At 48.4% G+C, this 13,525-nt stretch carries 7 protein-coding genes and 2 pseudogenes; 2 read left to right on the top strand and 7 right to left on the bottom strand.

All coding sequences use genetic code 11. From position 1 onward, the window contains the following. On the bottom strand, positions 1-516 hold a 516-nt coding region (locus BZG79_RS05330), incomplete at its 3' end, for a carbohydrate porin (protein WP_199877560.1). Between the two features lie 364 nt (positions 517-880). Between BZG79_RS05330 and glgX the strand changes: the two genes are divergently transcribed. Next, the gene (glgX, locus tag BZG79_RS05335; protein ID WP_077773890.1) at positions 881-2,893 is read left to right on the top strand and encodes a glycogen debranching protein GlgX; all 2,013 of its coding nucleotides are present in this window, start codon (positions 881-883) and stop codon (positions 2,891-2,893) included. A gap of 81 nt (positions 2,894-2,974) precedes the next feature. Here glgX and malG read toward each other — a convergent pair. The 3 genes and pseudogenes from malG to malE all read right to left on the bottom strand — a co-directional run. Continuing rightward, a pseudogene (gene malG, locus BZG79_RS05340) lies at positions 2,975-3,757 on the bottom strand (maltose ABC transporter permease MalG); the annotation flags it as partial. After that, positions 3,757-5,067 (bottom strand): annotated as a pseudogene (gene malF, locus BZG79_RS05345) (maltose ABC transporter permease MalF); the annotation flags it as partial. The pseudogenes malG and malF, both read right to left, overlap by 1 nt. Before the next feature lie 64 nt (positions 5,068-5,131). Next, the gene (gene malE / locus BZG79_RS05350) at positions 5,132-6,313 is read right to left on the bottom strand and encodes a maltose/maltodextrin ABC transporter substrate-binding protein MalE (protein WP_021023899.1); all 1,182 of its coding nucleotides are present in this window, start codon (positions 6,311-6,313) and stop codon (positions 5,132-5,134) included. A gap of 500 nt (positions 6,314-6,813) precedes the next feature. On the opposite strand from malE, the gene malK reads away from it, so the two are divergent. After that, positions 6,814-7,953 carry a maltose/maltodextrin ABC transporter ATP-binding protein MalK gene (gene malK / locus BZG79_RS05355; protein WP_077773893.1) on the top strand — a complete coding sequence of 380 codons (1,140 nt, stop codon included), beginning with the start codon at positions 6,814-6,816 and terminating at the stop codon, positions 7,951-7,953. Between the two features lie 186 nt (positions 7,954-8,139). Here malK and glgB read toward each other — a convergent pair whose 3' ends face one another. The 3 genes from glgB to BZG79_RS05370 all read right to left on the bottom strand — a co-directional run. Next, complete coding sequence (gene glgB / locus BZG79_RS05360) at positions 8,140-10,044, bottom strand: 1,4-alpha-glucan branching protein GlgB (RefSeq protein ID WP_077773894.1); 1,905 nt, start codon at positions 10,042-10,044, stop codon at positions 8,140-8,142. 106 nt (positions 10,045-10,150) lie between these two features. After that, positions 10,151-12,337: a 4-alpha-glucanotransferase gene (gene malQ / locus BZG79_RS05365; protein ID WP_077773895.1), complete on the bottom strand. Its 2,187-nt coding sequence runs from the start codon at positions 12,335-12,337 to the stop codon at positions 10,151-10,153. A 129-nt stretch (positions 12,338-12,466) separates the two neighbouring features. After that, positions 12,467-13,525 (bottom strand): glycogen/starch/alpha-glucan phosphorylase (locus BZG79_RS05370; RefSeq protein ID WP_199877561.1); only part of this gene is annotated, 1,059 nt, incomplete at its 5' end.

The raw sequence follows: 13,525 nt of genomic DNA on the forward strand, positions 1-13,525 counted from the left end.
GCCTGAAGACTGATCATTTTCTCCATCTTGAACAAAAGCTAAGGAAAGTTTTTGGTCGCCCAATGAAATATTTTCGATACCACCACCGGTACCTGACGTATTCAAGAAATAGAAGTCAGTAATGTGGATGTCTTTACGTTGATAATAACGCTTACCCGCCCAGATAACGGCTTCAGGGTCAGATGCAATCACCCCTTTGGCTTGGACATTAAATTGCGCGACATTAATCTCGCTATCTTCCCAACCACTTTGACCTTTATCACTAGAGGCAATCATCGATTCCAGCTTCCATGATTGCTCTCCGGTTTGAAGCTCCTCTGAAAAGCCGAACTCGTAATAGTTGTCGTCTTCATTACCCAAACGACCAACTTTATTCTTTTCAAAAGCACTATCACCCGCGCCATTGCCACCGATAGCAGCACCAGCACGTGCATAGCCATTAAAGTCGACAGCGAATGCTGAGGTGGCAGTGACAGCAGTCGCGACAGCTGCGGCAATTAAACTTACTTTTCTCATACCTTACTCCATAATGGGCCTTTTTTACGTGTCTCTTCACACCGGCAGTGGGTAGTGGGAAAAGACAATGTGTCCAAGGCTTAGCTTTCTTCGTTATCCTGGAATTATCCTATCCCTGAGCGGTCATTTTGGCGTCATCCGGCCGTGCGATTTCAGGGGGAGGAGGAGAAAGGATGAGTGATAGCCAATTATCTAAACTTGTCGAGCTGAGTCACTGAAAGAGGGCGTAATTGGTAATTATTTTTCGCTAAACAGGCCTACAAAACGTCGACATGATCACTATTAATAGATTTATTCTTAAAGGCATGAAACTTAATTACATACCGGGCAATCATCATAAATGTGACATCAGATTGAATTGTTTATGATTAAAAGCTCTAATGGCAGCGAGTCTAATTTAATGGTGTTATTTATGTCGGTTTGTTTTCCTGCTCCTTATTCATTAGGAGCTCAGTTATACGACTCAGGTTGTCGATTTACTTTGTACGCACCAGACCAGGACTGCGTGCATTTATTGTTGTGGCATCAAGGGCACCAACCTCAGCGGCTCGCCATGCGCGAATACAAACGTGGTTATTGGACAAAAGAGGTCGCTGATGTGGTTGCAGGGCAAGATTACAGTTTTGAAATCTCACATAATGGCCAAACATGGTGCGTGGCCGATCCGTATGCGCAAGCGGTGATTGGCCCTTTAAGCTATCAGCCTCCTTATACACCATCGCAAAGTACATTACTGGCGCGCTGCCAAGTTGTGGATCATGCGCCATTTGATTGGCAAGGCGTGTCATCCCCTCAGCGTCCAATGTGCGACACTGTGATTTTTGAAACTCATGTTAAAGGGCTGACTCAGCAGCACCCGGATGTGGGGCCGGCGGAAAAAGGGCGTTACTTGGGTTTAATCTCACCAGCGATGTTGGCGTTTTACCAAAAACATCATATTAATTGCCTGCAACTGCTTCCTATCACCGCCTGCTTACCCGAGCCGCATTTACTCAGCCAGCAAAAAATCAATTATTGGGGCTACAACCCTTATGTTTGGATGGCCCCGGATCCGCGTTATGCCGAAAAGGACGCGGTTAATGAGTTGAAAACAGCAATACGCGAGCTGCACCGTCACGACATTGAGGTGATTTTAGACGTGGTGTTTAATCATACCGCGGAAGGTGGCGACGGTGGACCCATACTGCATTTTAAAGCGATCGACCAGGCAATGTATCTCCAGGATAACCAACAGCTGCGCAATTATACCGGTTGTGGCAATACCCTTGATTTACACCATCCTGCCGCGCTAAAACTGGTGCTCGATACCTTGCGTATGTGGGTCACCCGCTATCACGTGGATGGATTTCGGTTCGATCTCGCCGCCACTATGGGGCGAGACGGCGAGGCTTTTCATCCACACAGTGCCTTTTTCCACGCTATTGCCCAAGATCCTATCCTTTCTACCGTCAAACTGATTGCTGAACCCTGGGATATTGGCCCCAATGGTTACCAGTTAGGCCAGTTCCCTGCAAATTGGGCCGAGTGTAACGATAAAATCCGCGATACCACCCGCAGTGTATGGCGTGGCGATCCAGGCAAGTTACAAGATTTTGCTACTCGTCTTATGGGATCGCGTGACTTTTTCAGTGCCAGCCACTGGCCCGATCATTTGCCGATTAACTATGTAACCTATCATGACGGTTTTACCCTGCAAGATATGGTCAGTTACGCCAAACGACATAACCACGCGAACGGTGAGAATAACCGAGATGGTCACGGTGACAACCGCTCTGCGAACTATGGGATCGAAGGACCGACAGACGATCCCACAATCATGGCTGTTAGGGAGCAGCAAAAGCGTAATATGATCGCGAGTATTTTGTTCTCATTGGGCACCCCGCATATTCTGACCGCGGATCTCATCAGTCACTCGCAACAAGGCAATAACAATGCTTACTGCCAAGATAACCCCACGAGTTGGCTAAACTGGCAAACGCAGAATCACGCTTGGTCAAATTGGTTTGCCACCATGATTGCGCGTCGCAATGCTATCGTGCCGCGCTTTATTGATGCATTGAGTGGCACACAGCGCCATTTCAATCAGATTGCGTGGCGCCATTCGAATGGCGATCCGATTCAAGATCACCAATGGCCAAACCTGCAAGCGCTCAGCTGTCAGATCACGCTCGGCGCGCATCACTCTAATGCGGGTCAATCAATGCTTATAGCCATTAATAGCAGCGACACCGCCCAAGCGTTACGGCTACCGAGTGATCACCAATGGCGCATTGTCTGTGATACGGCGACCGATGAAACAACTGTCACTGCACCAGAAACATTCCAACGCTTGGCAGCAAAGAGCTTTTTAGTCTGCGTTGACGGTGATTGGTTGTAACACAATGTCCTCGACAGTAAAAAGGCAGCTGTTATCAGCTGCCTTTTACGTATTTCTTAACACTCAATGGTGGGTTGAGGGTTACCCTTTCACGCCACCTGCGGTCAAACCACCCACTAACCAACGTTGTGCTAGCAAGAAGACACCGGTAATCGGTACCGCTGACAGCACGGCTGCCGCCGCGAAATCACCCCACAGGTAGTTTTGCGGATACAAATACTGCTGCATCCCTACCGCCAAGGTATAAGAGTCGACATCCGATAACAGAATCGAAGCCACCGGTACCTCACCCACGGCCATAATAAATGCCAGAATAAAGACCACCGCCAAGATTGGTACTGAGAGCGGAAGTAGTACCAGCCTAAAGGCTTGCCATGGCGTGGCCCCATCCAAAGCCGCAGCCTCTTCGAGGGAACCGTCAATGCTTTCAAAGTACCCTTTAATGGTCCAGACGTGCAACGCAATCCCGCCTAAATAGGCAAAGATCAAGCCGCCATGAGTGTTGAGCCCTAAAAATGGAATGTACTGACCTAACTTATCAAACAAGGCGTAGATAGCCACCAATGCCAGCACTGCCGGGAACATTTGGAAGATCATCATTGCATCGAGGATAGTCTGCTTACCTTTAAACCGCATACGGGCAAAGGCGTATGCCGAGGTGGTAGACAGCACTACAATAAATAACGAAGTAATGCCTGCAACCTTCACCGAGTTCCATAGCCACAATAAGACGGGGAATGGTGGCGGCGTGACCGTGCCATCCGAGTTAGTCACCGAGAAACCCAGTGCTAACTTCCAGTGCTCCAGTGACGGATTTTTCGGGATCAAACTCCCGGTAGCAAAATTACCCTCACGGAAGGAAATGTGAGAGGCTTGATCATCATCGGCAATGTGATGCGGGTAAAGTTTTGGATGAAATTCGCGCCGTCAATGGCCGATGCCTCATAGAGATCATCCGGAATGGCCTTAAGCAAGCCCATACAAAGAATCATCATATAAGGAAAGCCCAGCCAAGTATTGACCGTTACCACCATACTTCTGGCCATTACAGGGTCTGAGAACCAATTAGGACTGATCCCAAACAGAGCCTCTAATACCATATTTATTTCACCGAAGCTTTGATTATATAAACCGCGGAAAATCAAAATCGAAATAAACGCTGGCWCCGCATAAGGCAGAATAAGGAGTAGACGATAAATAGACTTACCCTTCAACTCTTCCCACTGAACAAGGCTGGCAAGAATCAAACCAATAAATAGGGAAAAAGCGACAGATAATACCGAAAAGACAATCGTCCAAATAAAGATGCCAATAAAGGGCTCTTTAATTCCATCATCCGTCCATACGCGTTCGAAATTATCGGTACCAATTTGAACAACATATCCAGGTGAAACAGTATCGCCAACAAATTCGCCGGCATCGTTAACCGCTTGGTAATAACCGATCTCATCATTTGGCTTGAGTGTTTCACCGGTTTGGTTATTGATCAGTGTACGACCATCATCTCGCAGGCTGTAAAGCGGTTGAATGGCAGCAAACTTCCTTAAACCGCTCATCCGAATGATTTGATCATCGCTGCGTTTAAGTTCGAGAGCGCTGAGTGCGTCTCGATTTTGGATCACCGCTCGTAATGTCGCTTTTTCGCCCGAGATACTGTCGACTGGCGTTAACGCCAGTGTTTGGGCTGGAAGGGCTGCAAAGTCAAACGGTTTGGTGGCGTAGCGAGCCTCCGGCATCTCCACCACAAGACGCGCGCCTTTATCCGTTTGGTAAAGAGAAAACGGATAGCTATCACCACCTTGGAAGGTTCGCTCTAGCAATACCGACTGAGCGCGTTCGAAAGATAACTGGTTGGAGGCACTATAATTGGTAAGTGAAAGCCCCACGGTGTATACCAATGGGAAAATGATGAAAAGAATCATTCCCGCGATACCTGGATAAATGTATCGGTGGGCATATGTCTTTTTACTACCAAAAATGTACAGAGCTAACGCGGTTAACACCACGGTTAACAGGGCAAAAGCAGTTTCACCACGCGAATACATTAAAACGGTGGCATAACCGTTAATAATAGCCACAGAGGCCAACAGCGCCCATTTGATGAACGCTTTTGTGCTGCTGGGCAAAGAAGAGCCTGACGTTGTCATAGCTTGAGAACCTTGGACTGACTGCATAAGGAACGCTACTCACTTAATTCTGAAGTGTGCAGGGAGGACGCATCCCCCCTGCAGATAGAGCTTATTTAACCATCTGTTTTTCTGCGTCGTTAAGAGCAGCTTCAACGCTTTGACGGTCATCAACCACGTTGATAATTGCGTTTTTGGCTGCCGCCCAGAACGCGTTCATTTGCGGAATGTTTGGCATTACCTCGCCATGCTTAGCGTTTTCCATCGTTGCCGCAATGCGCGGATCTTTAGCAAGTTCAGCTTGATAAGCATTTAACGCCACCGCACCCAGAGGCTTATCCGCATTCACGGTTGATAGGCCTTCATTGGTCAGCAAATAGTTTTCAAGAAACTCGACGGCGAGTGCCTTGTTTGGCGACGCGGTGCTAATACCGGCACTTAACACGCCAACAAAGGGCTTAGAGGCTTCACCTTGGAAAGTTGGTAAGGTAGCCACACCATAATTAATGCCTGACTTCTCAACGTTCCCCCACGACCATGGGCCATTGATGGTCATCGCTGTGTCACCCTTGTTAAACGCAGCTTCAGAAACGGAATAATCCATATCAGAAGAAATCACGCCATCTTTGACCATCTGCTTCATGAAGTTCAGTGCATCGTGAACCCCTTTATTATTGATGCCCGCATCTTTGACATCATAACCCGTTGCGGTTTGTTTAAACGCATAGCCGCCATCAGCCGCCATTAGTGGCCAAGTAAAGTAGGGTTCTTTTAAGTTCCACATGATGGCCGATTTGCCTTGCTCTTTGAGCTTGGCATCTATCGCAACCACGTCTTGCCACGTTTCTGGCGGGTTAGGGACGAGATCTTTGTTGTAGATAAGAGACAGTGACTCCACGGCCACCGGATAACCGACGTATTTGCCTTTGTATTTGACCGCATCCCAAGCAAAATCGACCATGCCGTCTTTTAAACGATCCGACGGACGGATTTCTGTCAATAAGCCTGACTCGGCATAGCCACCGAAACGGTCATGCGCCCAAAAAACGATATCTGGGCCATCACCCGTTGATGCGGTTTGCGGGAACTTGTCTTGCAGGCCATCAGGGTGAACCACGGTTACAGGAATGCCCGTGTCTTGTTCAAAACGGTCACCCACTTCGGCAAGGCCGTTATAACCTTTGTCACCATTAATCCAAATGGTCAGCTGGCCTTCTTCGATATTCGCATTTGCACCAAATGAGCCAAGTGCAATCAGGGTACCGAGGGCAACAGCGCTAAGTGATTTATTCATCTTTCTATCCTTCTTCTACTGAGGTGTAGCACGATTCCATGGAGGATGAGCTGTGTTTCAGGCTCTATCATGGGTAATTCCTCTTCATTCCTCATCATCCTGGTCTCTACGCCCTACACCTATGCGAGCGAATTCGTGATCCATATCGCTCGTCACTAATGATGCGGCTCACAAAAATAAACTGAACGTGATCAAGTTCAACTAATTAACTCAGATTTTTGTGAAGTACGCCCTCAAATTATTTTAGGTAGGAGAAAATCCTCCTCCCCGCCTACTCCCCCTGTAATAATTGATGATAGGAGGATGCAGGGCTAGCGCAGATAAGACACACTGAGTCTCATCAAAAAAAGCATGAGTGGTATTTTTCCCTAGTGTGGTTAATTAATCATCAACGAATGTTAAACAAAAGCGGTAACGCTTATAACGACCCACATTGATAACATAGCCACGTATCATGCAAATTGAGCCGAATTAATGAAAAGCGATTGAGGGCGAGCGACATGGCAAGTGTCACGTTTAAAAACGTTTGTAAAGCGTATGACAACGATGTAATGATTTCTAAAAACGTTGACCTAGAGATTAAAGATGGCGAATTTGTCGTCTTTGTCGGTCCTTCTGGTTGCGGTAAATCCACCTTATTGCGCTGCGTTGCCGGGTTGGAAGATATTACGTCGGGCGACCTTTACATTGATGATCAGCGAGTAAATGATATTGAGCCATCTAAGCGTGGCGTCGGCATGGTGTTCCAATCCTATGCCCTTTATCCCCACTTAAACCTCTACGACAATATGTCATTTGGTTTAAAGCTGGCAAAAGCCAATAAGGCTGAGGTAGATAAACGCGTGCATCAAGCGGCGGAAATTWTGCAACTTGGTCACTTATTAGATAGACAACCAAAATCCCTGTCGGGCGGCCAACGTCAGCGCGTCGCCATTGGCCGTACCCTGGTGTCTCAACCACAGGTTTTTCTACTTGATGAACCCTTATCGAATCTCGATGCCGGGTTACGGGTGCAGATGCGTGCACAAATCACCAAGTTACAACGTCAGCTTGGCTGTACCATGATTTATGTGACACACGATCAGATCGAAGCGATGACCATGGCCGATAAAATTGTGGTGCTAGATGAAGGCCGTGTCGCGCAAGTGGGCAAACCGCTTGAGCTATACCACTACCCACAAAACCGCTTTGTGGCCTCGTTTATTGGCTCCCCAAAAATGAATTTCATGAGCGTATTCATCGCAGATGTTGAGCCGACTCGGGTCAAAGTGCAGCTAAGTGAGGGGGCCAGTTTCTGGATACCAGTCGATGGCAAAACCGTCACCCGCGGTGATCGTATGTCGCTAGGGATTCGCCCAGAGCATTTAATCGCCGCCAAAGACGGTGATGCCAAAATCGAAGGGGAAGCGACCATCGTTGAGAAGTTGGGTAACGAGACGCAAATTTATCTCAACCTAGAAAGTGCCGATGCGGATGTGATCTATCGCCAACTCGATACGGTTGAGATTGAGCCCGGCGAGAAGTACGCGATTGGTATTCCCGCTCACCGCTGTCACTTGTTCCACAGCGACGGCCGCGCGTGCAAGCGTCTACACCGTGAAAACGGCGTGACCTTCGTTGACGAAGAAGATGCGGCATAAAATGGCGCCTTAAAGATAATGATTAGGCCGCATACGCGGCCTTTTTTGATGGATTCAACCTAGAACAAGGCGGTAAGCGGTGCAGTAAACATAGCGTTGCGGTCTGCGCGAGGCGACAAATAAAAACGCACCAAGGATTAACTTGGTGCGTTCCTCATTAGGTCGTCTAGCGTGGTTTGAAGTTGTTCACCCTTGCCAGCGATAAAAAACCGTGGCTAACGGTGGCAAATTGAGCGTCAGTGATTGGGGTTGCTCATGTGCTGATATTTTATCCGTACTCACTACTTGGTAAACCGGATAGCCACTGCCCCAAAATGCCTCATCATCGGAGTTTAATACCAGTTGATAGTCGCCACTCATCGGTACACCTAGCTGAAGGCCATCACGTGGTACAGGCGTGAAATTACTCACCACCAGCACTCGCGAGCCATCATCGCCCAACCGCTCATGGGCCATGATACTGATATCTGCCGCATCTTTGACTCGCCATTCAAACCCTGTCGGATCAAAATCGAGTCGGTACAATGCTGGCGTCGACACATAAAGATCATTGAGGGCTTTCACCAGAGCTTGAACACCTTGGTGGCGTTCATACTGCAACCAGTGCCACTCAAGTTGACTATCGTGATCCCACTCTGCTGTTTGACCAATCTCCGCCCCCATAAAATTCAGTTTTTTTCCGGGTTGACCATACATATAGCTCAAATAGGCGCGTAAATTAGCCGTTTGTTGCCACTCATCGCCAGGCATTTTGCCCATCAGAGAGCCTTTACCATAGACCACTTCGTCATGCGATAGCGGTAACACATAGTTCTCACTAAACGCATAAACTAATGGGAAGGTCAGCGTATCGTGATGATAGCGTCGATGCACAGGTTCTTCACGGATATAACTTAAGCTGTCATGCATCCAGCCCATATTCCATTTGAATCCGAACCCAAGTCCTCCCATATACGTGGGCGCAGACACGCCAGGAAATGTGGTGGACTCTTCAGCAATCGTCATCGCATTGGGAAAATAGTGATAAACCGACTCGTTCATCCATTTTAGTGTCGCAATCGCGTCGTAATTCTCGTTTCCACCGTCAGCGTTGGGGAGCCATTGGTCATGCTCACGCGAATAATCGAGATAGAGCATCGACGCGACGGCATCCACGCGTAGACCATCAATGTGAAATTGATCGAGCCAATACAGCGCATTATTCACCAGAAAGCGGCGCACATGATCTTTACCCATATCGTAGAGATGGCAGTGCCAATCATTATGCCAACCACGACGCGGATCAGGATCGTGATATAAAGGCGTGCCATCAAAGTACGCAAGCCCATGATCATCGGTGGGAAAATGCCCCGGCACCCAATCAAGGATCACGCCAATCCCTGCCTGATGGCATTGGTCGACAAAATACTTAAAATCATCCGGCGATCCGTAGCGGCTGGTCGGTGCAAAAAGCCCTATGGGTTGATATCCCCACGACCCATAAAAAGGGTGCTCACTGACCGGCATTAGCTCCACATGGGTATAGCCCATATCAACCAGATACGGCACTAAGCGCACAGCAAGGTCGCAATAGCCCAGCATTTGGCCATTTTCATCATGTTGCCACGAGCCAAGATGTAACTCATAAAACGACAAGGCTTGTTGATGCTTTGCGGTTATGGGTCGTTGCTGCCACTGATGATCGTTCCATTGATAAACAGACTGATCATAAGTCAGTGACGCAAACGAGGGATAAGGCTCAGCGTACGCCCCGTAAGGATCGGCTTTATGGGGTAAACCCTGTCCGTCAGGACCGGTTAAGGCGTATTTATAGCGTTGGTGTGTGCCAAGGTTGGCAATAAACCCGACCCAAAAGCCATCTTCAATGGGCGTCATCAAGGCGGTATCAGCTTGCCATTGGTTCCAATCGCCAATCACGCTGACCGATTGCGCATGAGGGGCAAAGACAATAAAACGCACGCCTTCAATAGGCTCACCGTTAACCGGCAAGGTCATAGGATGCGCACCCATGAGCTGATGCGCATAGCGAGGATTGTGCAAGGCCGCGAGATCGATGTCGTAGTGATCGGGGTGCGTATAATATGGTGTCATCGAGGAAGAGGAATGTGACACAGAAGGCTCCTTATAGAAAAACGCTCCATCCCATGCGTGTTGGCTAGCACTAAGGATAGAGCGTGGTCGCGTGGTGATCAGGCGATCAAACGGATAGACGACTCGCGTGTAAGCGTACCCGCGAAAGATCCTTCGCCAGTTGATTTAACTCTTCGCGGCTAAACAACGTATCTAGGTTCACAGAGAGTTTACGTCGCCAGTTGGGATACTCATCAACCGTACCAGGGATATTAACTGGCTTGTCCATTTCTAACCAATCTTCAAGCTGCACACTCAACAGCGCAGATTGGCCGGCTGCGACATGCAATTGTAGTGCGCGACACAAATAGCCATCCATCGGCACATAACGCGCATCTGCCCCTACACCTTCCGGCAACATGCCATGCCAACGAACACTGTCTAAGATCCCTTGTTTCGCTTTTAAGCGATCATCAAACAATTGCTGAAGCTGTGCTTCGTCCGGATACAAGCCCAGCTCTTGACCCATTTTTAAGTCATCACAATGCCAAAATCCCCGAATGGTTGGCATATCATGAGTGGAAAGTGTTGCCATCGCTTGCTCGGTATAATGGGCCGGTGAAATAAATCCACCATCTTCTTCTGACGTTTCAAAGAAGAACACTTTATAAGAATGCACACCCGCATCGCTCAGCAACGCACCAATTTCGTCAGGCACCGTGCCTAAATCTTCACCAATCACACTGCATTGATGACGGTGTGATTCAAGTGCCAGAATAGCAAGCATGTCTTTTACTGGGTAATATAAATACGCGCCTTCGCTGGCGTTTTTGCCTTTCGGGATCCACCATAAACGCAACAGACCTAGCACATGGTCAATCCTTAATGCACCACAGTGACGCATATTGGCACGCAACAGTTCAATATAAGCATGATAACCCGAAGCTTGCAGCGCTTGTGGATCAAACGGTGGTAAGCCCCAATTTTGTCCTCGCGGCCCCAACATATCGGGTGGCGCGCCAACACTGGCGTCAAGCACGAGTGGCGAGTTATCTGACCATGTTTCACTTCCCGCATCTGAAACACCCACCGCCAAGTCGCGATATAAACCGAGCGCCATGCCTTGTTCTTCGGCGATCGCTTGTGCCTCTTCGATTTGGATTTGAGCAATCCACTGTAAATACATATACAGCTGGATGTCATCATGGTGCTGTTCAATAAAAGCTTGCGTCGCCGCATTCTCATAACGACGGTACTTTTCTGGGAATACCGGCCAGCCCCACATATTCTCGTCGTCTGCGCGCAAGTGTTGATGCAATGCATCAAAGGTCGCTTGCTGTTTTAAGCTGTCACCACCTTGCTCAATAAAGTCTAAGAAAGCGCGGCCACGATGCGTCTGTTGCAGCAGCTCCCGCTGTTTAAACTCCTCAAACAGTAACGGCAATACCGCCATCTTCAATGCGGCAACTTCACTATAATCGACCCAATGAGTATCACGTACGGCCTGTAATCGACGTTGAAACGCGGCACTGCCCACCAGTTGCTGCGCTTTGGCACTCAATGAAAACTCTCGCACCGCACTGACATCGATATACAAAAGATTAAGCCAGCGACGTGATGACGGGCTATAAGGACTCGCGGCTTCAGGATTGGCAGGGAAAAGCGCATGAATCGGGTTCAGACCAACAAAATCTGCCCCGCGTGACGCCAATTCACTGACCAACTGTTTGAGATCGCCAAAATCACCGATGCCCCAATTATGTGGAGTGCGTAAGGTGTAGAGCTGAATACTCGGTCCCCACATTTTTTTGTGCGCATTCAGTTCAGGTTGTTTATAGCACTGAGAAGGCGCCATAATTAACGTCATCTGATAGGGAGATTTGCGGCGCTTTCGGTTTACAAAGAGACGGTGGTAGCCCCAAGGTAGAGCGCACGGTAAGCTAAAAACGAGCGGGCCACCCTCACTGCGTTCGTCGCGAATAATTTGTGACTGAAGATAACCTTCAAAGCACTCGCCCTGTTCGGTTTCCAAACGCCAACTAAAGTCACTTTCTCGGGCACTGGTGCCAAGGTAAAGCGCAATTTCAACCGGTTCGTTGTCTTGCACCACCTGTACGGGGGCAAGCACAYCCGTTTTGTGTTTTCTCTCCGCTGATGCCAACAACGCCTCGTCGTTTCGTGTGTCATAGCCAAGTGACGTTAATAAATCATGTAAGGTACTGTCTGGCACCGCCGCTTCTGTGCCCCAAGCACTGATATAACGGTCGGCAAGGTTCGCCATGTGTGCGACTGTCTTTAATGCAGATTCTTTCATCGCTTTCTCCGAGGGGTCTGCCCCTTCTTTTATTGGGCAATATTGTTGTCATTATTATCAGGTGGCAAGGCGAATCCCTTGCCACCTATCAGGTTGTTAACCCGTTATATTGCAATTAGCAATTAGCAATTAGCGTTTGATCGCTTTTAGCTGCCAAATATTATTAACATAATCACGGATGGAACGGTCAGAGCTAAACTTACCGACCAGCGCGGTGTTAAGAATGGCTTTGCGTGCCCACTGCGACATGTCTCGATAATCACGATCAATGTCATTGTGTGCGCGGACATAATCAGCAAAGTCAGCCAAACACAGGTACGGATCACCACTTGTCATCACGCTGTCAAAGACAGGGCGCAGCAAACCAGGCTGCCCCGGCGTGAAGGTTTCATCCAATAGGCTATCTAAAGCGGCTTTTAGAAGCGGTTGATTTTGGTACGCTGTTTCGGGTTGATAGCCTTTTTGGCGTAATTCGGTGACCCCATCAACATCTAAGCCGAAGATATAGATATTATCGTCACCCACTTCTTCACGGATCTCGACGTTAGCGCCATCCATGGTACCAATGGTCAAGGCACCGTTAAGGGCCATTTTCATATTGCCCGTGCCCGACGCTTCTTTACCGGCCATTGAGATTTGCTCTGACACATCGGCGGCTGGAATGATAATTTCTGCCATGCTTACGCGGTAGTCTGGAATAAACACCACTTTAAGCTTATCGCCAACGCGTGGATCGTTATTGATCGTTTCGGCCACCTTGTTGATAGCGAAAATGATCGATTTTGCCAGTTCATAACCTGGGGCTGCTTTAGCGGCAAAAAAGACCACTCGTGGCGCCATGTCAAAGTTTGGCTCGTTGAGCAAGCGCTGATAGAGCGAAATTACATGCAATAGATTCAAGTGCTGACGCTTATATTCGTGTAGACGCTTGATCTGAACATCGAAAATCGCATCGGTGTTAAGCGTGATATCGAGGTTGGATTTTACCCAGTCAGCAAGGCGCTGTTTATTGCGCTTCTTGACCGCCATGAAGGTTTTCTGAAAATCAGCGTCGTCAGCATATTGTGCAACCTGCTCGAGTTGCTCAAGCTGTGCTGGCCACTGCTCGCCAATTTTTTCACTGATCAAGTTTGATAAATCAGGATTACAGAATTTCAACCAACGACGCGGTGTAATGCCGTTTGTCAC

The sequence above is a fragment of the Salinivibrio sp. MA427 genome, from assembly GCF_001996115.1.
Classification (GTDB): Bacteria; Pseudomonadota; Gammaproteobacteria; order Enterobacterales; family Vibrionaceae; genus Salinivibrio; species Salinivibrio costicola.

Excerpts from the sequence above, each read along its gene's own strand:
- glgB (WP_077773894.1), bottom strand. The coding sequence starts at position 10,044 with ATGACACCATATTATACGCACCCCGATCACTACGACATCGATCTCGCG.
- malE (WP_021023899.1), bottom strand. The coding sequence starts at position 6,313 with ATGAATAAATCACTTAGCGCTGTTGCCCTCGGTACCCTGATTGCACTT.
- glgX (WP_077773890.1), top strand. The coding sequence starts at position 881 with ATGATTAAAAGCTCTAATGGCAGCGAGTCTAATTTAATGGTGTTATTT.